Source organism: Streptomyces sp. NPDC058459, assembly GCF_042721685.1.
GTDB lineage: Bacteria > Actinomycetota > Actinomycetes > Streptomycetales > Streptomycetaceae > Streptomyces.
On sequence record NZ_JBHXLV010000024.1, the window covers coordinates 1 to 20,194 of the forward strand.

Below are 20,194 nucleotides of genomic sequence, written 5' to 3' on the forward strand. Positions count from 1 at the left end.
AAGGAACGCACAAGAGTTCGGCCTGTCGCGCCGGGCGGTGGTGCGGCCGCCCGGCGCCGGGGCTTCAGCGTCTGCGGCCGCGGGTGTTCCAGCCGGCGCCGATGCCCGCCACGTGCAGCGCCAGCAGGGCGAGGCCGATCAGCATGATGTTGGTCGAAGTGAAGACGTCGTTGGTCGAGATGTCCGCCGCGTTGATGAGGAAGGAGATGAAGAACAGGACCGCCGAGACGATGGCCAGCATGAGGTGCTCCCCTACGGGTGTGTGAGGTCTTCCGGAACACAGACCTGATGCCCGTGAAGGGGTCCGGCAGTCACCTCGGCGGCACCGCGTTTCACCGCCCCGCGCGTCCGGCCTCCGCGCACGACTCGGTGCCCACGAGATTCCTGAAGGCAGGTCAATGCGGGGTACAGTGTCCGCTGTTGGGTCACGGGCGGCGTAGGGACCGACTCTGCCGGAACTCCGTGGAAGCCGGTCACTCCGGGAAGTCGGCGTCGAGCCCCGCGAGCCCCTCCTCCCACCGACGGCGCCGCTGCTCCCCGGACTCCTCCCACCACGGCGTCCCGCGCTCCCCCAGTGCCACCTTGGCGCGCTGGACCCGGGCCCTCGCCGCCCGCTCGGCCTCCTTGTCCCCGGCCCCGCGCACGGCTCGCCGCGCCGCCATGAGATGCCGCCGAAGGCGCGCCGCGGCGTCCTCGGGCACGTCCGGGTCGGTCGCCCGCCATCGCCGTCCGTCGATGACGACGAAGTGTCCGTCGGGCGTCTTCTCGGGCTGGGCGTGTGCGGCCATGTCCCGATTCTCCTCACGCGGGGGCACGGGGGTGACCGGGGCACGCCGACCCGGACGCCGGCCACGGGCCGCTGTGGCACGAAGAGCCCCGGCAGGTGCCGCCGGGGCTCTTCACGGAGTGCTACGCGGTCACGGGGTGAGGAGCAGGCTGTCGCCGCGCTCCTTGGCGGCGGCGTAGCGCTTCGCCACGTCCTGCCAGTTGACGACCTCCCACATCGCCTCGATGAAGTCCACCTTCTGGTTCTTGTACTGCAGGTAGAAGGCGTGCTCCCAGGCGTCGAAGACCAGGATCGGGGTGGAGCCCTGGCCGACGTTGCCCTGGTGGTCGTAGATCTGCTCGACGACCAGCCGGCCGCTGAGCGGCTCGTAGGCGAGGACGCCCCAGCCGGAACCCTGGGTCGTCGCGGACGCCTTGGTGAGCTGGGCCTTGAACTTCTGGAACGAGCCGAAGGACTCCGCGAGGGCGTCCGCGAGTTCGCCGACGCCGTCCTTGTCGAGCGGCTCGCCGCCGCCCTGGCCCGTCATGTTGTGCCAGTAGACCGAGTGCAGGATGTGGCCCGACAGATGGAAGGCCAGGTTCTTCTCCAGCCCGTTGATCGAGCCCCAGGACTCCTTGTCCCGCGCCTCCGCCAGCTGCTCCAGCGTGTCGTTCGCACCCTTGACGTACGCAGCGTGGTGCTTGTCGTGGTGCAGCTCGATGATCTCGGGGCTGATCACCGGGGCGAGCGCCGCGTAGTCGTACGGGAGCTCCGGGAGCGTGTACACCGCCATGTCAACGTCCTCCGCGATAATTGCGAGTGATGTGCAGTTGCACGCTATCAGCGACAAGGTGCCCCGCTGATCAGGCATCAGTCCCGGGACCCGAGTCGTACCGGTGCGTCAGTCCTCGCCTTCGAGGTCTCCCTCCGTCTCGAGGTAGACCTCCTGGAGCCGCCTCAGCACCTCCGGGTCGGGCTTCTCCCACATGCCTCGGGACTCGGCCTCCAGCAGGCGTTCGGCGATGCCGTGCAGCGCCCAGGGGTTCGCCTCCGACAGGAACTGCCGGTTGACGGGGTCGAGGACGTAGGTCTCGGTGAGCTTGTCGTACATCCAGTCGGCTATCACGCCGGTCGTGGCGTCGTAGCCGAAGAGGTAGTCGACCGTGGCGGCGAGTTCGAAGGCTCCCTTGTAGCCGTGGCGCCGCATCGCCTCGATCCAGCGCGGGTTGACCACCCGGGCCCGGAAGATACGCGAGGTCTCCTCCGTCAGAGTGCGGGTGCGGACGGTCTCGGGCCGGGTCGAGTCGCCGATGTACGCCTCCGGCGCCGTGCCGCGCAGGGCGCGCACCGTGGCGACCATGCCGCCGTGGTACTGGAAGTAGTCGTCGGAGTCGGCGATGTCGTGTTCGCGGGTGTCGGTGTTCTTGGCGGCCACGGCGATGCGCCGGTAGGCGGTCTCCATCTCCTGCCTGGCCTGGCGGCCGTTCTGGTCCCGGCCGTAGGCGTAGCCGCCCCACACGGAGTACACCTCCGCGAGGTCGGCGTCGGTGCGCCAGTCACGCGAGTCGATGAGCTGGAGCAGTCCGGCGCCGTAGGTGCCCGGACGCGAGCCGAAGATACGGGTGGTGGCGCGGCGCTCGTCGCCGTGCTCGGCGAGGTCGGCCTGCACGTGGGCGCGTACGTGGTTGGCCTCGGCCGGTTCGTCCAGGCCCGCCGCCAGGCGTACGGCGTCGTCCATGAGGTCGACGGTGTGCGGGAAGGCGTCGCGGAAGAAGCCGGAGATGCGCAGGGTGACGTCGATGCGCGGGCGGCCCAGTTCCGCCGCCGGGACCGCCTCCAGGCCGGTGACCCGGCGGGACGCGTCGTCCCAGACCGGCCGCACTCCGAGCAGCGCGAGGGCCTCGGCAACGTCGTCCCCCGCGGTGCGCATGGCGCTCGTCCCCCAGAGCGAGAGCCCCACGGACGTCGGCCATTCACCGTGGTCGGAGCGGTACCGCTCCAGGAGCGAGTCGGCCAGGGCCTGGCCGGTCTCCCAGGCGAGCCGGGAGGGGACCGCCTTGGGGTCGACGGAGTAGAAGTTGCGGCCGGTCGGCAGGACGTTGACCAGACCGCGCAGCGGGGAGCCGGACGGCCCCGCCGGCACGAAGCCGCCCGCGAGGGCGTGTACGGCGTGATCCAGCTCGGCGGTGGTCGCCGCGAGCCGCGGCACGACCTCACGCGCGGCGAACTCCATTACCGCCGCGACCTGTTCGCCGTGCTCCCGGGAGACGGCCGAGGGGTCCCAGTCCGCGTCCTCCATCGCCTGGACCAGGGCGCGGGCCCGCTCCTCCGCCTCGTCGGCTCCGGTCCGGGTCGCGGCGGACTCGTCGAGGCCGAGCGCCTCGCGCAGGCCGGGCAGCGCGGTCGTGCCGCCCCAGATCTGCCGGGCGCGCAGGATGGCGAGGACGAGGTTGACCCGGTCGGTACCTTCCGGCGCGGCGCCCAGCACATGCAGTCCGTCGCGGATCTGGGCGTCCTTCACCTCGCAGAGCCAGCCGTCGACGTGGAGGAGGAAGTCGTCGAAGCCGTCGTCGTCCGGCCGGTCGTCCAGGCCCAGGTCGTGGTCGAGGCGGGCGGCCTGGATGAGGGTCCAGATCTGGGCCCGGATGGCCGGGAGCTTCGCCGGGTCCATCGAGGATATCTGCGCGTGTTCGTCGAGGAGTTGTTCCAGGCGGGCGATGTCGCCGTAGGACTCCGCGCGGGCCATCGGCGGGATCAGGTGATCGATGAGGGTGGCGTGGACCCGGCGCTTGGCCTGCGTTCCCTCGCCGGGGTCGTTGACCAGGAAGGGGTAGACGAGGGGCAGGTCACCGAGGGCCGCGTCCGGGGCGCAGGCGGCCGAGAGACCGGCGTTCTTGCCCGGCAGCCACTCCAGGTTGCCGTGCTTGCCGAGGTGGATCATGGCGTCGGCACCGAACCCGCCCTCGTCCGGCGCTGCCGCGATCCAGCGGTAGGCGGCCAGGTAGTGGTGGGAGGGCGGGAGGTCCGGGTCGTGGTAGATGGCGATCGGGTTCTCGCCGAAGCCGCGCGGCGGCTGGATGAGGATGAGCAGGTTGCCGAAGCGGAGCGCGGCGAGGACGATGTCGCCCTCCGGGTTGCGGCTGCGGTCGACGAACATCTCGCCGGGCGGCGGGCCCCAGTGCTCCTCCACCGAGCTGCGGAGCCGTTCGGGGAGCGCGGCGAACCAGCGCCGGTAGTCGGCGGCGGGGATACGGACGGGGTTGCGGGCCAGTTGCTCCGCGGTGAGCCAGTCCTGGTCGTGGCCGCCCGCCTCGATGAGCGCGCGGATCAGTTCGTCGCCGTCCCCCGAGGCGAGCCCGGGGATGTCGTCGCCGCCGAAGTCATAGCCCTCGGCCCGCAGCCGGCGCAGGAGGGCGACGGCGCTGGCGGGGGTGTCCAGGCCGACCGCGTTGCCGATACGGGAGTGCTTGGTCGGGTAGGCGGACAGCACGAGCGCGAGCCGCTTGTCACCGGGCGCGAGATGCCGCAGCCGGGCGTGGCGTACGGCGATTCCGGCCACCCGGCCGGCCCGCTCGGGATCGGCGACGTAGACGGGCAGGCCGTCGGCGTCGATCTCCTTGAAGGAGAAGGGGACGGTGATCAGCCGGCCGTCGAACTCGGGGACGGCTATCTGGCCGGCCGCGTCGAGGGGGGAGACGCCCTCGTCGTTCTCCTCCCACGCGGCACGTGAGCCGGTCAGGCAGAGCGCCTGGAGGATCGGGACGTCGAGGCCGGTGAGCGCTCCCGCGTCCCAAGACTCGTCGTCACCGCCGGCCGACGCCTCGGCGGGCCGGGTGCCGCCGGCGGCCAGCACGGTGGTGACGATCACGTCGGCGGCGCGGAGTTCCTCGATCAGCTCCGGTTCGGGCGCGCGCAGGGAGGCGACGTAGAGGGGCAGGGCCCGGCCGCCCGCGTTCTCGATCGCGTCGCAGAGGGCGTGGATGAACGCCGTGTTGCCGCTCATGTGGTGGGCGCGGTAGTAGAGCACCGCGATGACCGGACCGCCGGGTCGTCCCGCCGGGCGCTCCAGGGCGCCCCACGACGGTGCGGGGGCGGGGGCGTCGAAGCCGTGTCCGGTGAGCAGGACCGTGTCGGTGAGGAACCGGGCGAGCTGCTCCAGGTTGGCCGGGCCGCCGTGGGCGAGGTAGGCGTGGGCCTCGGCGGCGATACCGACGGGGACGGTGGAGACGGCCATCAACTGGGCGTCCGGCGCCTGTTCACCGGTGAGGACGACCACCGGCACCCCGGCCGCGAGGAGTTGGTCGAGCCCGTCCTGCCAGGCACGGACGCCGCCGAGCAGGCGTACGACGACGAGATCGGCCCCGTCGAGCAGGGTGGTCAGCTCGCCGGGTGCGAGGCGGGTCGGGTTGGCGAGGCGGTACGGCACCGGTCCGCCGGCGGCGCGGGCGCTGAGCAGGTCGGTGTCGGATGTCGACAGAAGGAGGATCGTGTGGGCGTGCGGGACGCGCTCTCCGGGGGGAGTGGGCATGCGGCACCTGGCCTTCCTCGGGGTCCGCGCCCCGGCCGGTAGCTGAATGGTCTCCGCTGCCTGGTCAAGTCCGGGCAGCGGAACGGGAGTTCCTGACTCGCTCGCCCCCTGGAGGGCGGGCTCACAGTGGCGGGACCGCGCCGGATTCGCACCGGGCTTCCTCCCCTGTCGCCGTATGGGCGGTGGTGGATCAAGTGATCCACCGTTGAGCATAGTAAGGGTCACGCAAAATGCGCAGGGCATACATTTGGTGTGATCGTATGTATGCTCACGGCCATGTCCATGGCCGCCTCCCCCTCCCCTTCCCGGGGCACGCCAGTCACTCCCGGACAGGGTGACGCGTGCCCGGGTGCGCTGCGGCTGCACCCGGCGGACGACGGAGCGCTGGCCCGCGTCCGGATACCGGGCGGGGTGCTGAGCACGCGTCAGGCGCGCTCGCTGGCGGCGGCGGCACGAGATCTGGGCGACGGCGATCTTCAGCTGACCTCGCGCGGGAACGTGCAGTTGCGGGGTCTGCGGGACGGTTGCGGCGGCGAACTCGCCGACCGGCTCGGCACGGCGGGACTGCTGCCGTCGCCCGGCCACGAGCGGGTGCGCAACATCGTGGCCTCACCCCTGTCCGGCCTCGACACCGTGGGGCTGCTGGACGTCCGCCCCTGGCTGACCGCACTGGACGCCGCCCTGTGCGCGAGCGACGCCGCGCGGGACCTCTCGGGGCGGTTCCTGTTCGCGCTCGACGACGGACGCGGTGACATGGCCGGCCTGGGAGCCGACATCACGGTGCGCGCCCTCTCCGGCGGGGCGGCACAGCTGTCCCCGGGCGGGGTGCGGATCGCGCGTACGGACGTGGCCGGTGCCGCGGTCGCCGCAGCCGAGGTGTTCCTGGAGGCCGGCCGGGACGACGGCACGCATGCCTGGCGGGTGTCCGGCCTCCGCCTGCCGGAGGAGGAGCTGGCAGCGCGGGTGCGCCGCCGGCTGGACGCCCTCGGCGTCCGGCACGAGCGCCGCGCCGGGCCCACGGGGACGAAGACGGGTCCCGCGCCGGGAGTTCGGGGCGCCGCGCTCTGCGTCCATGTGCCGTTCGGACGGCTCTCGGCCGGCCAGTGGCGAGCGCTGACCGACGTCGCGGAGACCGAGCTGCGGCTGACCCCGTGGCGGGGCGTCGTGATCCCGGCCGGCGGCGCGAGCGCCGGAGCCTCCCTGGCGCGCCTGGAGGCGGCGGGACTCGTCACCGACGCCGCGTCCCCCTGGCTGGGCGTGGGGGCCTGCGTCGGCCGGCCCGGATGCGCCAGAGCCCTCACCGATGTCCGTGCGGACGCCGCCCGCACGGTCGACGCCGCCGCCCGCACGGGGCGGACCGTGTACTGGTCGGGATGTGAACGCCGCTGCGGGCACCCCGGCGAGGACCACATCGAGGTGGTCGCCGTCCCCGGTGCCGGATACCGGATCTCGGACACCGCCGGCGGACCCGCCGCGGTCCCCCTCGTGGCGGGCGACGCCGACCGAGTACCCGCCGCTCTGGCGGGGATGACCTCTTGAGCCATCAGCCGACCGAGAGCAGCGAGAAGAGCAGCACCGTGATGCCCCATGTCTACGAGAAGGACGGGGCGGCCATCTACCGCCGGTCCTTCGCCACCATCCGCGCGGAAGCGGACCTCGCGGGCCTGCCCGCCGATGTCAGCCAGGTCGCGGTCCGCATGATCCACGCCTGCGGGATGGTCGACCTCGTGCGGGACCTGTCCTACACACCCTCGGTCGTGGCCCGCGCCCGCCAGGCCCTGCGCGCCGGTGCGCCGATCCTGTGCGATGTGCAGATGGTGGCCAGCGGAGTGACCCGCAAGCGGCTGCCGGCCGGCAACGAGGTGCTGTGCACCCTGTCGGACCCGTCCGTTCCGGAGCTGGCCGCGAAACTCGGCACCACGCGCAGCGCAGCCGCCATGGAGCTGTGGCACGACCGGCTGGAGGGCGCGGTGGTCGCCGTCGGCAACGCGCCCACCTCGCTCTTCCGGCTCCTGGAGATGATCGAGGCGGGTGCTCCCCGCCCCGCCGCCGTCATCGGTGTCCCGGTCGGCTTCGTGGGCGCCGCGGAGTCGAAGGACGCGCTGGCGGCCCATCCGGCGGGTCTGGAGCACCTGATCGTCCGCGGCCGTCGCGGGGGCAGCGCCATGGCCGCTGCCGCGCTCAACGCGATAGCGAGTGAGGAAGAGTGAAGGGCAAGCTGTACGGCGTGGGGCTCGGCCCCGGCGACCCGTCCCTGATGACCGTCCGGGCGGTCGAGGCCATCGCCGAGGCCGATGTCGTCGCGTACCACAGCGCCCGGCACGGACGGTCCATCGCCCGGTCGATCGCGCGGCGCCGGCTGCGGGACGACCACATCGAGGAGCCGCTCGTCTATCCGGTGACCACGGAGACCACCGACCATCCGGGCGGTTACCGGGGGGCCATGGAGGACTTCTACGCCGAGGCGTCGGCCCGGCTGGCGGCCCATCTGGACGCCGGCCGGACGGTGGCGGTGCTGGCGGAGGGCGATCCGTTCTTCTACGGCTCCTACATGCACATGCACAAGCGGCTGGCCGACCGCTACGACACCGAGGTGATCCCGGGCGTCACGTCCGTGTCCGCCGCCGCGGCCCGCCTGGGCACCCCGCTCGTGGAGGGCGAGGAGGTGCTGACCGTCCTGCCGGGCACCCTGCCCGAGGAGGAGCTGACCGCACGTCTGGCCGCTGCCGACGCGGCGGTGGTGATGAAGCTCGGACGCACCTTCCCCAAGGTGAGCCGGGCGTTCGAGCGCTCCGGGAAGCTGGAGCGGGCCAGGTACGTGGAGCGGGCGACCATGAGCGAGGAGCGTACGTCGGCACTCGCGGACGTGGACCCGGACTCGGTGCCGTACTTCGCGGTGGCGGTGCTGCCCAGCCAGGTGGATTCCGGGCGGCCGGTGCGGGAGGAGGGCGAGGGCGAGGTGACCGTGGTCGGCACCGGACCGGCGGGGCCGCTCTGGCTCACCCCGGAGAGCCGCGGCGCGCTGGCCGCCGCCGACGACCTCGTGGGCTACACGACCTATCTGGCCCGCGTGCCCGTACGGCCGGGTCAGGCACGGCACGGTTCGGACAACCGGGTCGAGGCGGAGCGGGCGGAGTTCGCGCTCCAGCTGGCCCGGCGGGGGCGGCGGGTGGCGGTCGTCTCCGGCGGCGACCCGGGCGTCTTCGCCATGGCCACGGCCGTGCTCGAAGTGGCCTCGCAGCCGGAGTACCACGGCGTGCCGGTGCGCGTGCTGCCGGGTGTGACCGCAGCCAACGCGGCCGCGGCCCGGGTGGGCGCCCCCCTGGGACACGACTACGCCAGCATCTCACTGTCCGACCGGCTCAAGGCGTGGGAGGTCGTGGAGGAGCGGCTGCGGGCCGCGGCCTCGGCCGATCTGGTGCTGGCTCTGTACAACCCAGGCTCGCGCAGCCGCACCTGGCAGGTGGGCAGGGCGCGGGACCTGCTGCTGGAGTACCGGGACCCGGGGACGCCGGTGGTGGTCGCGCGGGACGTCGGGGGCCCGGACGAGCGGATCTCGGTCGTGCGGCTGGACGGACTCGACCCCGCCGTGGTCGACATGCGCACGCTGCTGCTGGTCGGCTCCTCCCAGACCGTCGCCGTGCGGCGCGGGGACGGCGAGTCGGTCGTCTGGACCCCTCGCCGGTATCCGGAGGCGTGAGGTCGCTCGCACCCGGTGACGGCCGGGTGGGAGTGCCCCTCCTGGGTCCTTCAGCCGAGGGTGGGGGAAGAGCGCCCTCCGAGCCGGTCCAGTACCCACCGGGCGGCCCGTTCGGGGTCGGGGACGACCGGCACCCCTTCCGGGACCGGGGGCCGGCGGATCACCACGACCGGCACCCCGGCCTCACGGGCGGCCGTGAGTTTCGGGGCGGTGGCCGCTCCGCCGCTGTCCTTCGTCACGACGACGTCGACGCGGTGACGGCGGATCAGCTCGCGTTCGCCGTCGAGGGTGAAGGGCCCCCGGGCGAGCAGTGTCTCCGTCTGCCGTGGGCAGGGCGGCTCGGGGGCGTCCACGGACCGCACGAGGAACCACAGGTCGTCGAGGCCCGCGAAGGCGGCGAGGCCCATGCGTCCGGTGGTGAGGAACACCCGGCGGCCGAGGGCCGGCAGCAGCGCGGCGGCCTCCTCCAGCGACCCCGCCCCGTGCCAGCGGTCGCCCCGGACGGGGACCCAGCCGGGCCTGCGCAGGGCGAGCAGGGGAACATGGGTGACGGCGGCGGCCCGTGCCGCGTGGAAGCTCATCGTCTCAGCGAAGGGGTGGGTGGCGTCGACGATCGCGTCGACCCCGTGGTCGCGGACCCACGCCACCAGTCCGTCCACCCCGCCGAAGCCGCCCACCCGGACCTCACCGGGGGGCAGCCGGGGGCTGGAGACGCGTCCGGCGAGGGAGCTGGTGAGCCTCGGCACCCCGGTTCCGTGGAGCAGTTCGGCGAGGCGGCGGGCCTCCGAGGTGCCGCCGAGGATCAGCACGTGCATGGGAGTTACGGGTCCGTTCATGGGAAGCAGTGAGCAGCGGGGCGGAGCGCGGGGTTCCGAGAGGGCTCAGGGAGGTCGCCGCGCGCAGTTGGAGCACACCGGGCTACGGCACGGCTGGACCACCGGGGCGTGTGCGACGGCGGCCACCACGGCCGCGTACACGGCGCTGCTGTCCGGCGAGTTCCCCGACCCGGTGACGATCACGCTGCCCCGGGGCCAGACGCCCGCCTTCGCCCTGGCGGTGGAGGAACTGGGCGCGGGGTCGGCTACGGCGGGGGTGGTGAAGGACGCCGGCGACGATCCGGACGTCACCCACGGCGCGCTGATCCGGGCCACCGTGCGGCGGCTGGCCGCGGGCCGTGGCGTGGTCTTCCGGGCCGGGCCCGGGGTGGGTACGGTCACGCGCCCCGGACTTCCCCTGGCCGTGGGCGAGGCCGCCGTCAACCCGGTGCCCCGCCGGATGATGGGCGAGCACGTCGCCGAGGTCGCCCGCCGGTTCGGGGTGGGCGCGGACGTGGAGATCACCCTCTCCGTGGACCACGGTGAGGAGATCGCGCGCTCCACGTGGAATCCCCGGCTGGGCATCCTCGGCGGCCTCTCCATCCTGGGGACGACGGGGATCGTCGTCCCGTACTCCTGCTCGGCCTGGATCGACTCCATCCGGCGGGGTGTGGACGTGGCCCGCGCGGCCGGGCGTACCCATGTCGCCGGGTGCACGGGGTCGACGTCGGAGCGGACGGTGGTCGCCGAGCACGGCCTGCCGGAGGACGCGCTGCTGGACATGGGGGACTTCGCCGGCGCGGTCCTCAAGTACCTCCGCCGGCATCCCGTGGACCGGCTGACCGTCTGCGGCGGTTTCGCCAAGCTGTCCAAGCTCGCCGCCGGTCATCTCGATCTGCACTCCGGCCGCTCCCAGGTGGACAAGGGGTTTCTCGCCGAGCTGGCCCGGCGGGGCGGCGCGGACGGGGCGCTGGCCGCCGGGGTGGCCGCCGCCAACACCGGGCTCGCCGCGCTGCACCTGTGCCAGGACGCCGGGGTCCCGCTCGGCGACCTGGTGGCGGTGGCGGCCCGGGACGAGGCGCTGGCGGTGCTGCGCGGCGCGCCGGTCGCCGTGGACGTCATCTGCGTGGACCGGGCCGGCACCGTGGTCGGGCGGGCGCCGGCCCGCTGACGCGGCCGGGGTCTCAGCAGAGGTGCCGGTCACGCTCGGGCGAGTACAGGTGGCTGTCGCGGAACTGCTCGGCGCCCAGCGTCCGCCCGACCATGATCACGGCCGTGCGGAGCACCCCGGCCTCCTTCACCCGGCCGGCGATCTCCTCCAGGGTGCCCCGGATGACCAGCTCGTCGGGGCGGGAGGCATAGGCGACGACGGCGGCCGGACAGTCGGCGCCGTAGTGCGGGAGGAGTTCGCCGACGACCCGGTCCACGTACCGGACGGCCAGGTGCAGCACGATCAGCGCGCCGCTGCGGCCGAGGGTGGCCAGGTCCTCGCCCGGGGGCATGGGCGTGGCGCGGTGGGCGACGCGGGTGAGGATCACTGTCTGGCCGACGGTGGGCACGGTCAGCTCCCGCTTGAGCGCGGCCGCCGCGGCGGCAAAGGCGGGAACGCCCGGAACCACCTCGTAGGGGATGCCGGCCGCGTCGAGCCTGCGCATCTGCTCGGCTACCGCGCTGAAGACCGAGGGGTCGCCCGAGTGCAGCCGGGCCACGTCGTGCCCCTCCTCGTGCGCGCGGACCAGCTCGGCGGTGATCCGGTCCAGATCGAGGTCGGCGGTGTCCACCAGCCGCGCGTCCGCCGGGCATTCGGCCAGCAGTTCGCGCGGGACGAGGCTGCCCGCGTACAGGCAGACTCCGCAGGCGGCGAGCGTGCGGGCGCCGCGCACCGTGATCAGATCGGCGGCGCCGGGCCCGGCGCCTATGAAGTACACGGTCATCGGTCTGCTCCTGGAACGGGTTCGGCGGTCTTCTGGACGGTCCACTGGGTCACCGGCATCGCCTGCCGCCAGCCGGTGAAGCCGCCCACGGGTACGGCGTGGGCCACCGACAGGCGTACCAGCTCACCGCCGTGACGCCGGCGGGCGTCGGCGAGCAGGGCCTCGGACTCCAGCGTCACGGTGTTGGCGGCCAGCCGTCCGCCCTCGTCCAGGGCCTGCCAGCAGGTGTCGACGATGCCGGGCGCGGTGAGTCCGCCGCCGATGAACACGGCGTCCGGCCGGGGCAGTTCCGCCAGTGCGCCGGGAGCCGCGCCGACGACGACGCGCAGGGCGGGGACGCCCAGGTGTTCGGCGTTGCGCGTGATGCGCTCGGCGCGGGCCGGGTCCCGTTCGACGGTGATCGCCCGGCAGGAGGGGTGGGTCCGCATCCACTCGATGGCGATCGAGCCCGACCCGCCGCCGATGTCCCACAGCAGCTCCCCCGGAGCGGGTGCGAGGGCCGCGAGCGTGGCGGCGCGGACATGCCGCTTGGTGAGCTGCCCGTCGTGCTCGTAGGCGTGGTCCGGCAGGCCGGGTACGGCGCCGAGGCGCAGGGTGCCGGGAGCGCGGCGGCATTCCACGGCGACGATGTTCAGGGGGTCGCCGGGCGGGTGCCGCCAGTCGTCCGCCGTGCCCTCGGTGCGCGTGTCCTCCGCCGGTCCGCCGAGCTGTTCCAGCACGCGCATCCCGCTGGGGCCGAAACCGCGCTCGCGCAGCAGGGCCGCGATCACGGCCGGGGTGGTGGCGTCCGCGCTCAGCACCAGCAGCCGGCGCCCGTCATGCAGCTCCGCCGCGAGCCGGGCGGCCGGGCGGCCCACGAGCGAGACCACCGCGACGTCCTCCAGGGGCCAGCCGAGGCGGGCCGCCGCGTAGGAGGCGGACGAGGGGTGGGGCAGGACCCGGAGGGTGACCGGCTCCTCGGCCAGGGCGCGGCCGATGCCGTAGAACATGGGGTCGCCGCTGGCGAGGACGGCGATGCGCCGCCCGGCGTGCTCGGCGAGCAGGCGGGGTACGGCGGGCCGCAGCGGGCTGGGCCACGGGACCCGCCGGCCGGCGCACTCGTCCGGCAGCAGGTCCAGCTGGCGCGGGCCGCCGATGACGACCTCCGCGTCTCGCAGGGCGTCACGGGCGGCGCCGGAGACGCCCGCCCATCCGTCGGCGCCGATCCCGACGAGCGTGACGGCGGGCGGGCTTGGCGGAGCGGGGGTCACTGACTCGGCACCTCGGGTTCGGGGACTACAGAGCCGGACTCTACCGGGCCCCACCGCACACCCCTGTGCCCCGGGTTCCCGTCCGGGGCGATCTCTGGCGGGGCGGGACCCGTCCGTGACGGGCGGCTGCTGGGACATGCGGTGGCGTCGAGCACGGACGAGCACGCCCGCTACGGCGGAGTGGTGCCGGAGATCGCCTCGCGGGCCCGGCCGCACGCACCGCGTGCCGTGGTCCGCCGCCCGGCCCCCGCGTGGTTCTGATCGTCTCCGGCGGCCACACCTCGCTCCTCCTGGTGCGCGACCTGGCGCGTGCTCCGGTCCGCCATCCGGGCGACACCCAGGAAGACCCCCTGCGCGGCACCGGATGAGACACCGGGGGCGGGAGACGCCATCGCAGCGTCTCCCGCCCCCGGTGTCCTCCGAACCGGCCGGTCAGCGCTCGGCCGTACCGTCCGCCCCGGTCGTCCCCTCGGTCGCGGTCGCGCCGCCGCCGTAGGAGCGGCGGATGGCGTCGGCGGCCTTGTCGGTCTGGGAGTCGTACTTGTTTCCCGTACGCTCGTCGATCAGCCGCTCGGCACTCGCCACACCCTTGTCGACCTGGTCAGGGTGGCCCTTGGCCAGCTCCTTGGCCTTGTTCGCCAGATCGCCGAACTTGCTCATGGGAAACCTCCCGCAGTCAGTGCGTACGTCGTTCCCGGCTACGCCTACCCGGCGATCACCCCCTGAATCAGGGCGCGTTGAACAGCGTGGGGAAGCGGGGCGCCAGCCAGGGCTTGCGGCCCCACGCGAGCACACCGCCACGGGCCACGGCCTGCCAGGGACCCAGACGGCCCAGGGCGATGAGGAGGAAGGTGACCGGCTCGGTGAGGATGGTGCACTCCGAACGCTCCGGCGGGCCGGGAAGCACCTCCACCCCGCCGCCGGCGAAGGTGACGCCGAACGTCTCGCCACCCCGGACGCGCAGGGTGTAGCGGGCCGTCAGCTCGGAGGGGGCGACGGCGACGCGCGGCATCGCCGTCTTCAGGAACGGCAGGCACAACCGCACCCGCGTCCGGTCGATCATGTGCGGACGGCCCACCGCACGGGCGAGGTCCCAGCCGTGGCCGAGCATATGGGTCAGCAGGTAGGAGGCGAGCACGTCCTCGCTCATGGGGCCGAGCGGGGTCAGCGGCGTCCGGTCCGGCCCGGCCCGGCCCACCACGTCCAGGAACGCTTCCGCCCGCCCCACGATCAGCTCCGCCAGCGGTTTCGCCCCGCGCTCGGGGAACGCGGCGAGACCGCGCGCGTTGGCCGCCGCGAGGCTCCGCGGTGTGCCGTCGCCGTAGGGGCTTTCCCGGCCGGCCGCGAGTTCGGCCATCAGCCCGTTGGCCAGGGCCAGATGGGCAGCCGTCTCCCCGACGGTCCACTCCAGTCCCGGCACGGGAGTGGCCGGGTCAGTCGCGCCGTCCAGGAGCGCGGCGACGGCCTCGGCGGTCTCCCGAATCGCCCGGCCGAGCCCCTCGGGCAGGGAATCCCCGGTGCCGCTCTCCGTTCCCCGCTCCACGCCGCCCGCTCTCCTCGTGTCTCCATGATCATGCAGTCGTCGCGCGGTACGAAACCAGACCCGCGTGCCCGGGACAAGGGGTCGCGGTGCGTTGTCCGTCCGCTGTCCGTGCGCTGTCCGTCCGACGTGGCGCCGGGCCGACGGCATGGGCGGTGGGGCCGGCCCCCGCTCATGGGCCTGCCCCACCGCTCGCTCCGGCCGTCGGGTCAGTACCAGTAACCGGAGTGCCAGCGGCCGTTGCCCCACCAGCCGTCATGCCAGTGGTGGTGCCAGCGGTGGTGCGAGTTGCCCCAGCCGTCATGACCCCAGCCGTGGCGGTCGTGGCCGTAGCCGTAGCCGTAGCCGTAGCCGTGGTGGCCGTACCGGTTGTCGTGGCCGTAGTTGCCCGGCCCCCGGTCGCCGTGGTGCTGGCTGTGCGAGGCCGGCGCCGATGTGGGCACGGATGCCGACGCGGTGCCGGCCGTCCCGATGGCGGCGCCGCCCGCCAGCATCGCTCCGGCCGCCGCGAGGACAGCGGCCCTCTTCACACTGAGTGCGCGCATTGAGTACACCTCCCTTCAGCTCTCGAAGCATTCATGTCTCTGATTCGGAGCGGCGGATGTCATGGTTTGCGCCGTTCAGGAATTTTCCGCCGGCGGTCGTCGCACTCGTCCGCCGGCCGCCCATCCATGGCGCGTTCAGTGACGAATTACCTGAAAGGCCACTGAAGGTGTTCATCATGAAGCGCGCTTCCCCCCGTCTCAGCCACGACCCCGCCGGACCCGCCGACGCGGTACGCGACCAGCTGCGCGACCGGCTCGCCCGCTTGCGGGCGGCCGAGTTCGCGGAGGACGCCACCGTGGTGGTCAGTGAGCTGCTGTCCAACGCGCTGCGCCACGGCCGGCCGCCCGTGCGGGTCGCGTGCGCGCTGCGCCGCCGGTGCACCGGGCGGGCGACGCTGCGTATCGAGGTGGCCGACGCGGGGCCGAGCTTCGACACCACCCTGGTCCGGGCCCGGTGGCGGCATCCGTCCTTCACGCTGGAGGAGTCCGGCCGCGGTCTGTTCCTGGTCGACGCCCTGGCCGGCCGCTGGGGCGACGAGCCGACCCGGCACGGGCACACCGTCTGGGCCGTGCTCTACGGCGCGGACGGCTGACCGGCGGCCGTGGGCGGCCCCGGGCACTCGAACGGACGGACTTCCGGGCAGGCGGGCGTCCAGCGGGCGCGGGGCCGGCACCGGACACCCAGGCTGAGAGGGGAGGAGTGCGAGGACGAGGGGAGGAACCACGCGGATGCACAGCGACAGGTCCGCCGACGACCGCCGTCTCGACGGCTACCTGACGGCGACCGCGCGCGGCAGCGAGGAGGCGTTCACCCTGCTGTACGACAGCCTGTCCGGCTCGGTGCGCGGTCTGGCCCTGCGCGTGGTGCGCGACGCCTCGCAGGCGGAGGAGGTGGCGCAGGAGGTCATGCTGGAGGTGTGGCGTACGGCGGCCCGTTTCCACCCCGAGCGCGCGTCGGCCAGGTCATGGGTGTTCGCCCTGGCGCACCACCGCGCGGTCGACCGGGTCCGCTCGGCGCAGGCCGCGTCCGACCGGGACCGCCGGGTGGCGCAGGCCGACAGCGAGCGTCCGTTCGACATGGTGGCCGAGCTGGTGCAGGACCGCGACGAGCGGCGCAGGCTGTACCGCTGCCTGGCGGCGCTGTGCGGGAACCTGCGGGTGCCGCTGGTGCTGGCCTACTACGAGGGCCTGACGTACGAGGAGGTCGCCCGCGCCCTGAGCAAGCCGACCGGGACCGTGAAGACGCGGATGCGCACCGGACTGCACCGGCTGCGGGAGTGCCTGGAGGCCGGCGGATGAACTCGGTGCCCGGCGACCACGACGCGGTCGGCGCCTATGTGCTCGACGCCCTGCCCCCGGACGAGCGCGCGGCCTTCGAGAACCACCTGGCGGCCTGCGCGGCCTGCCGGGAGGAGGCCGCGCGGCTCATGGAGGCGGTGGTCGGACTCGCCGAGGCCACCGCGCTGCCCCCGGACGACGCGGCGCGCGCCCGCGTGCTGGCCGGCATCCGGAACACCCGGCAGGAGACGCCGCCCGCACGGGCGGACCGCGCCCGCCGGCTGCTTCCCTGGGCGCTCGCCGCCTGTCTCGCGGTGGCCGTCGCCGGCGGCTCGGTCGCCTGGTGGCAGCACGAGGAGGCGCGGGACGCGCGGCGCACCGCCCAGGAGCAGGAGCGGCGCACCGCCTCGCTGGCCGACGTGGTCACGGCCCCGGACGCCACCGTGCGCACCGGTGAGCTGAGCAACGGTGCACGAGCTAGCGTCGTCGTGTCCCGGCAGCGGCAGAGGAGCGCGTTCGTCGCCGCCGGGCTGCCCGCCCTCGGCGGAGGGAGGGTGTACCAGCTCTGGTACGCCGACAACGGCGCCTTCCGCCCGGCCGGCCTGCTCTCCGGCACGGGCGGTCGCCAGGGCCGCGTACTCCTCGGCCCCCTCGGCCGGGCGACGGCCGTCGGCATCACGGCGGAGCCGGCGGGGGGTTCCAAGCAGCCGACGGCCGCGCCGCTGGCGGTGGTCCAGCTCTGAGCCGAGCGGGTCAGCTCTTCGGCATCAGGACGGTGTCGACGATGTAGACGTTGGCGTTGGCGGTCTTGACGTTGCCGCAGACGACCTTCGAGGAGTCGTTCACGGTGTAGGACTCGCCCATGCCGGAGGTCGTGACCTTCGACTTCTCCAGCGTGTCGAAGGAGCCGTTCTCCAGGTCCTTCGGCGCGAGCTTCTGGCCGACGACGTGGTAGGTCAGGATCTTCGTCAGCTGGGCCTTGTCGGCGAGGACCTTGTCCAGGGTGGCCTTCGGGATCTTGTTGAAGGCGTCGTTGGTGGGGGCGAACACCGTGATGTTCTGGGCGTTGTTGAGGGTGTCGACCAGGCCGGCCTTCTTCACGGCGGTGACCAGGGTGGACAGCGCCGGGTTGTTGGAGGCGGCGGTAGCGACCGGGTCCTTGGCCATGCCGTCGAAGGAACCCGCGCCGTTCTTCGGCACCGAGGTACAGGCCGGGCCGAACGGCTGGTCCATGGTGCTCATGCCCTCGCTGCTCGCCGGGGCCGGCGCGGACACCGACGCCGACGCCTTGGAGTCGGACTTCGCCGCGTCGCTGTCGCTGTCGCTGCCGGAGCAGGCGCTGAGCGCGAGGGGCAGCAGCACGGCGGCGGAGACGAGACCGGTGGTGCGGCGGATACGGGCGTTCATCTGGTTTTTCTCCTGTTGTTGAAGGACAGCGATGGGCTGCTGGATGGTGCGAGTTGGTCAGGGGGCGGAGGGCCGGGGCCGGCTCACTCCGGGGTGACGACGACGGAGTGCCAGCCGCTGGCACCGTCGGGGATGGTCCGCGCGCGCTTCTCCGTCTGCGTGCTTCCGGTGCGGTCGGTGGCGCGCACGGTGAGGGTGTGGGACCCCTTGGTGGCCTGCCAGGGGAAGGACCACTGACGCCAGGTGTCGCGGGTGTCCTCGGCGGCGAGCCGCGCCTCCTGCCAGGGACCGTCGTCCACCCGGATCTCGACCTTGTCGATGCCCCGGTGCTGGGCCCAGGCGACACCGGCGACCATCACGGTCCCGGTCTTCGGCCGGGCGAACGGCTTGGGCGTGTCGATCCGGGACTGGGTCTTGATCGGCGCCTTCCGCGCCCAGCCGCGCTTGACCCAGTACGGGTCGTAGGAGTCGAACGTGGTGAGTTCGATCTCCTTGATCCACTTGCAGGCGGAGACGTAGCCGTACAGGCCGGGGACGAGCATCCGGACGGGGAAGCCGTGCTCGAAGGGGAGCGGTTCGCCGTTCATGCCGACGGCGAGCATGGCGTCGCGGCCGTCCATGATGTCCTCGACCGGCGTGCCGATGGTCATGCCGTCGACCGAGCGGGCGACCAGCTGGTCGGCCGGTCCGCCGCGCGAGGGAGCCTTGACCCCGCATTCGGCGAGCAGGTCGGCCAGGCGTACGCCTATCCAGCGGGCGTTGCCCGCATAGGGGCCGCCGACCTCGTTCGACACGCAGGTCAGAGTGATGTTGCGCTCGATCAGCCGCCGGCGCAGCAGGTCGTCGAAGGTGAACGTGGCCGGCCGGCTCACGCCCTTGCCGTGGACGCGGAGTTGCCAGGCGGTGGCGTCCACCTTGGGCACCACCAGGGCGGTGTCGACGCGGTAGAAGCTCTGGTTGGGTGTGACGTAGGGGCTGACGCCGTCGACCCGCAGGGCCGCTCGCTGCGGTGTCGGCTGCGCGGGCGAGCCGGGGCTGGGCAGGACGAGCCGCTTGCGTGAGGCGACGGCATCCCCCGCCCGGGAGGCGCTCAGCGTCCGGCCCACTCCGCCCGCCACGGCGGACGCGGCGGACGCGGCGGTGGCCGCGACGACGAAGCCCCGGCGGTCCCAGGTGGCGGGCGCGGTGGACTCGGCACCGGTGACGGGTACGGGGGCGGTGAGGCGTCCGGCCAGGAAGTACAGCAGGAGCGCTCCGGCGACGGCCCCGGCCAGGGAGGGCAGCGTGTCCGTGAGACCCCGGGAATCGGGGCGGGTGAGGGCGGCCGCCGCGCCGATCACACCGAAGAGCAGGACCCCGGCGGCTCCGGCGACCCGGCGGCGTACGGCGAGAGCGCCGAGGGCCAGGGCGAGGAGTGCGAGGACGACGAGGATGCCGAGCTGGAGCACCAGCTTGTCGTTGGTGCCGAAGTTGCGGATCGCCCAGTCCTTGAGGGCCGCCGGGGTCTGGTCGATGGAGGCTCCGCCGACCACGACGACCGGGCCGGCCTGGGGCCGCACCCCCGCCGCCACCAGCTCGGCCACGGCCAGCGAGGAGAACCCGGCCAGCACACCGCTCAGCGCGCCCAGCGCCGTACGCGCCGGACCTGGTGCTGTCCTTGGGTCCCTCTGTTCCTCGCTCACGGGGGGAATCCGGTCCCGGGAGGGGCCCGGATTGGTGCGTTCCTCAGATCGGGTGAAGACGCATCTCACACCAATCCGGGGGGCGTTCGGTGACGGATACAGGGTCGATATTCGTTCACCAGGAGGTCGTGCCGGCGTGGCCGCCGACCTCCATCGGCCGGTGGGTCCCCGCCGAGTCGAGCTTGACCGCGACCGCGAAGGAGGGGGGCGTGCGCGGAGACGGGGTCGGTGGCGGTGTGAGGGGCGTAGCGTCCCGGCCATGACATCGACGCATCGGCCCGCCGCCCGGGTCGTCTGCCTGGACGCCGCCCACCGCGTGCTTCTGCTGCGCTGGCGCGACCCGTTCGACGGGGCTTGGGTCTGGGAGCCGCCCGGTGGTGGCATCGAGCCTGGCGAGACACCGCTGACGGCGGCACGGCGCGAGCTGGTCGAGGAGACCGGACTCGACCCGGCTGCCGTCCTGGACCGCTCGGTGCTCGTCGACCGTGATGTGCGGTGGAACGGCAAGCGGTACGTCGGCACGGAGCACTTCTTCATCGCCCGATTCGCCGTCGAGCAGCCACCGTTGGCGCGAACCGGCCTGCTCCCCTACGAGCTGGCCGCCCTGGATACGCACGCCTGGTTCGCGTGGCAGGAGCTGGACTCGTTGCCGGACCCGGTCGAACCGCCGCGACTGCTGTCGGTACTGGGAACCTTGGTGCCGGACGGCCCGTGGTGCGACCGGGATCGCCCTTGAGGTGCCGCGAGGA

20 protein-coding genes, 1 pseudogene and 1 riboswitch are annotated in these 20,194 nt (G+C 73.5%); of the genes and pseudogenes, 9 read left to right on the forward strand and 12 right to left on the reverse strand.

The annotated features are described in order from the left end of the window. Positions 1–64 precede the first annotated feature (64 nt). The 4 genes from ACFWN1_RS07390 to cobN all read right to left on the reverse strand — a co-directional run bounded on the left by ACFWN1_RS07390 (position 65) and on the right by cobN (position 5,294). Complete coding sequence (locus ACFWN1_RS07390) at positions 65–241, reverse strand: hypothetical protein (RefSeq protein ID WP_384359153.1); 177 nt, start codon at positions 239–241, stop codon at positions 65–67. 232 nt (positions 242–473) lie between these two features. Further along, positions 474–788 (reverse strand): hypothetical protein, encoded by a 315-nt coding sequence (locus ACFWN1_RS07395; RefSeq protein WP_384359155.1) that lies wholly within the window; start codon positions 786–788, stop codon positions 474–476. A gap of 129 nt (positions 789–917) precedes the next feature. Beyond that, positions 918–1,559, reverse strand: coding sequence for a superoxide dismutase (locus ACFWN1_RS07400; protein WP_384359157.1), 642 nt, complete (start codon positions 1,557–1,559; stop codon positions 918–920). Positions 1,560–1,667: 108 nt separating this feature from the next. After that, positions 1,668–5,294: a cobaltochelatase subunit CobN gene (cobN, locus tag ACFWN1_RS07405; protein ID WP_384359159.1), complete on the reverse strand. Its 3,627-nt coding sequence runs from the start codon at positions 5,292–5,294 to the stop codon at positions 1,668–1,670. A 67-nt stretch (positions 5,295–5,361) separates the two neighbouring features. Further along, a riboswitch (cobalamin riboswitch) is annotated at positions 5,362–5,493 on the reverse strand. A 77-nt stretch (positions 5,494–5,570) separates the two neighbouring features. Here cobN and cobG point away from each other — a divergent pair. The 3 genes from cobG to ACFWN1_RS07420 are packed head-to-tail and all read left to right on the forward strand — an operon-like array spanning position 5,571 to position 8,994. Next, complete coding sequence (gene cobG / locus ACFWN1_RS07410; protein ID WP_384359161.1) at positions 5,571–6,833, forward strand: precorrin-3B synthase; 1,263 nt, start codon at positions 5,571–5,573, stop codon at positions 6,831–6,833. Positions 6,834–6,874: 41 nt separating this feature from the next. Beyond that, positions 6,875–7,504 carry a precorrin-8X methylmutase gene (locus tag ACFWN1_RS07415; RefSeq protein ID WP_384359197.1) on the forward strand — a complete coding sequence of 210 codons (630 nt, stop codon included), beginning with the start codon at positions 6,875–6,877 and terminating at the stop codon, positions 7,502–7,504. Continuing rightward, positions 7,501–8,994 carry a precorrin-2 C(20)-methyltransferase gene (locus ACFWN1_RS07420; RefSeq protein ID WP_384359163.1) on the forward strand — a complete coding sequence of 498 codons (1,494 nt, stop codon included), beginning with the start codon at positions 7,501–7,503 and terminating at the stop codon, positions 8,992–8,994. The genes ACFWN1_RS07415 and ACFWN1_RS07420 overlap by 4 nt, the downstream gene beginning before the upstream one ends. A gap of 50 nt (positions 8,995–9,044) precedes the next feature. Here ACFWN1_RS07420 and ACFWN1_RS07425 read toward each other — a convergent pair whose 3' ends face one another. Continuing rightward, positions 9,045–9,809 carry a cobalt-precorrin-6A reductase gene (locus ACFWN1_RS07425; RefSeq protein ID WP_384359198.1) on the reverse strand — a complete coding sequence of 255 codons (765 nt, stop codon included), beginning with the start codon at positions 9,807–9,809 and terminating at the stop codon, positions 9,045–9,047. Between the two features lie 19 nt (positions 9,810–9,828). On the opposite strand from ACFWN1_RS07425, the gene ACFWN1_RS07430 reads away from it, so the two are divergent. Beyond that, the gene (locus tag ACFWN1_RS07430; protein ID WP_384359165.1) at positions 9,829–10,980 is read left to right on the forward strand and encodes a cobalt-precorrin-5B (C(1))-methyltransferase; all 1,152 of its coding nucleotides are present in this window, start codon (positions 9,829–9,831) and stop codon (positions 10,978–10,980) included. A gap of 13 nt (positions 10,981–10,993) precedes the next feature. Here ACFWN1_RS07430 and cobM read toward each other — a convergent pair whose 3' ends face one another. Then, entirely contained in the window at positions 10,994–11,743 is a 750-nt protein-coding gene (gene cobM / locus ACFWN1_RS07435; protein ID WP_384359167.1) for a precorrin-4 C(11)-methyltransferase, read from the reverse strand. Next, entirely contained in the window at positions 11,740–12,993 is a 1,254-nt protein-coding gene (cbiE, locus tag ACFWN1_RS07440; protein WP_384359169.1) for a precorrin-6y C5,15-methyltransferase (decarboxylating) subunit CbiE, read from the reverse strand. The genes cobM and cbiE overlap by 4 nt, the downstream gene beginning before the upstream one ends. A 63-nt stretch (positions 12,994–13,056) precedes the next feature. On the opposite strand from cbiE, the pseudogene ACFWN1_RS07445 reads away from it, so the two are divergent. Beyond that, positions 13,057–13,340, forward strand: a pseudogene (locus ACFWN1_RS07445) (hypothetical protein); the annotation flags it as partial. A gap of 85 nt (positions 13,341–13,425) precedes the next feature. Here ACFWN1_RS07445 and ACFWN1_RS07450 read toward each other — a convergent pair. The 3 genes from ACFWN1_RS07450 to ACFWN1_RS07460 all read right to left on the reverse strand — a co-directional run bounded on the left by ACFWN1_RS07450 (position 13,426) and on the right by ACFWN1_RS07460 (position 15,078). After that, positions 13,426–13,653, reverse strand: a complete 228-nt coding sequence (locus ACFWN1_RS07450; protein ID WP_384359171.1) for an antitoxin — start codon at positions 13,651–13,653, stop codon at positions 13,426–13,428. A 67-nt stretch (positions 13,654–13,720) separates the two neighbouring features. Then, entirely contained in the window at positions 13,721–14,536 is an 816-nt protein-coding gene (locus ACFWN1_RS07455) for a maleylpyruvate isomerase family mycothiol-dependent enzyme (RefSeq protein ID WP_384359173.1), read from the reverse strand. A 206-nt stretch (positions 14,537–14,742) separates the two neighbouring features. Further along, on the reverse strand, positions 14,743–15,078 hold the full coding sequence (locus tag ACFWN1_RS07460; protein ID WP_384359175.1) for a hypothetical protein: 336 nt from the start codon (positions 15,076–15,078) through the stop codon (positions 14,743–14,745). 176 nt (positions 15,079–15,254) lie between these two features. On the opposite strand from ACFWN1_RS07460, the gene ACFWN1_RS07465 reads away from it, so the two are divergent. The 3 genes from ACFWN1_RS07465 (at position 15,255) to ACFWN1_RS07475 (ending at position 17,099) form a co-directional block, all read left to right on the forward strand. Beyond that, positions 15,255–15,671, forward strand: a complete 417-nt coding sequence (locus ACFWN1_RS07465; protein WP_384359177.1) for an ATP-binding protein — start codon at positions 15,255–15,257, stop codon at positions 15,669–15,671. Positions 15,672–15,807: 136 nt separating this feature from the next. Beyond that, positions 15,808–16,377, forward strand: a complete 570-nt coding sequence (locus tag ACFWN1_RS07470; RefSeq protein WP_384359178.1) for a sigma-70 family RNA polymerase sigma factor — start codon at positions 15,808–15,810, stop codon at positions 16,375–16,377. After that, on the forward strand, positions 16,374–17,099 hold the full coding sequence (locus ACFWN1_RS07475; RefSeq protein WP_384359179.1) for an anti-sigma factor domain-containing protein: 726 nt from the start codon (positions 16,374–16,376) through the stop codon (positions 17,097–17,099). Before ACFWN1_RS07470 ends, ACFWN1_RS07475 begins: the two co-directional genes overlap by 4 nt. A 10-nt stretch (positions 17,100–17,109) precedes the next feature. Here the strand turns inward: ACFWN1_RS07475 and ACFWN1_RS07480 are convergent, their stop codons facing one another. Both ACFWN1_RS07480 and ACFWN1_RS07485 read right to left on the reverse strand, forming a co-directional pair. Further along, positions 17,110–17,763, reverse strand: a complete 654-nt coding sequence (locus tag ACFWN1_RS07480; RefSeq protein WP_384359180.1) for a fasciclin domain-containing protein — start codon at positions 17,761–17,763, stop codon at positions 17,110–17,112. An 83-nt stretch (positions 17,764–17,846) separates the two neighbouring features. Continuing rightward, on the reverse strand, positions 17,847–19,445 hold the full coding sequence (locus ACFWN1_RS07485; protein ID WP_384359181.1) for a molybdopterin-dependent oxidoreductase: 1,599 nt from the start codon (positions 19,443–19,445) through the stop codon (positions 17,847–17,849). 259 nt (positions 19,446–19,704) lie between these two features. Between ACFWN1_RS07485 and ACFWN1_RS07490 the strand changes: the two genes are divergently transcribed. Continuing rightward, positions 19,705–20,181: an NUDIX hydrolase gene (locus ACFWN1_RS07490; RefSeq protein WP_384359182.1), complete on the forward strand. Its 477-nt coding sequence runs from the start codon at positions 19,705–19,707 to the stop codon at positions 20,179–20,181. Positions 20,182–20,194 lie beyond the last annotated feature (13 nt).

Excerpts from the sequence above, each read along its gene's own strand:
- ACFWN1_RS07390 (WP_384359153.1), bottom strand. The coding sequence starts at position 241 with ATGCTGGCCATCGTCTCGGCGGTCCTGTTCTTCATCTCCTTCCTCATC.
- ACFWN1_RS07395 (WP_384359155.1), bottom strand. The coding sequence starts at position 788 with ATGGCCGCACACGCCCAGCCCGAGAAGACGCCCGACGGACACTTCGTC.
- ACFWN1_RS07400 (WP_384359157.1), bottom strand. The coding sequence starts at position 1,559 with ATGGCGGTGTACACGCTCCCGGAGCTCCCGTACGACTACGCGGCGCTC.
- cobN (WP_384359159.1), bottom strand. The coding sequence starts at position 5,294 with ATGCCCACTCCCCCCGGAGAGCGCGTCCCGCACGCCCACACGATCCTC.
- cobG (WP_384359161.1), top strand. The coding sequence starts at position 5,571 with ATGTCCATGGCCGCCTCCCCCTCCCCTTCCCGGGGCACGCCAGTCACT.
- ACFWN1_RS07415 (WP_384359197.1), top strand. The coding sequence starts at position 6,875 with ATGCCCCATGTCTACGAGAAGGACGGGGCGGCCATCTACCGCCGGTCC.
- ACFWN1_RS07425 (WP_384359198.1), bottom strand. The coding sequence starts at position 9,809 with ATGCACGTGCTGATCCTCGGCGGCACCTCGGAGGCCCGCCGCCTCGCC.
- ACFWN1_RS07430 (WP_384359165.1), top strand. The coding sequence starts at position 9,829 with ATGGGAAGCAGTGAGCAGCGGGGCGGAGCGCGGGGTTCCGAGAGGGCT.
- cobM (WP_384359167.1), bottom strand. The coding sequence starts at position 11,743 with ATGACCGTGTACTTCATAGGCGCCGGGCCCGGCGCCGCCGATCTGATC.
- ACFWN1_RS07450 (WP_384359171.1), bottom strand. The coding sequence starts at position 13,653 with ATGAGCAAGTTCGGCGATCTGGCGAACAAGGCCAAGGAGCTGGCCAAG.
- ACFWN1_RS07460 (WP_384359175.1), bottom strand. The coding sequence starts at position 15,078 with ATGCGCGCACTCAGTGTGAAGAGGGCCGCTGTCCTCGCGGCGGCCGGA.
- ACFWN1_RS07465 (WP_384359177.1), top strand. The coding sequence starts at position 15,255 with ATGAAGCGCGCTTCCCCCCGTCTCAGCCACGACCCCGCCGGACCCGCC.
- ACFWN1_RS07470 (WP_384359178.1), top strand. The coding sequence starts at position 15,808 with ATGCACAGCGACAGGTCCGCCGACGACCGCCGTCTCGACGGCTACCTG.
- ACFWN1_RS07475 (WP_384359179.1), top strand. The coding sequence starts at position 16,374 with ATGAACTCGGTGCCCGGCGACCACGACGCGGTCGGCGCCTATGTGCTC.
- ACFWN1_RS07480 (WP_384359180.1), bottom strand. The coding sequence starts at position 17,763 with ATGAACGCCCGTATCCGCCGCACCACCGGTCTCGTCTCCGCCGCCGTG.
- ACFWN1_RS07490 (WP_384359182.1), top strand. The coding sequence starts at position 19,705 with ATGACATCGACGCATCGGCCCGCCGCCCGGGTCGTCTGCCTGGACGCC.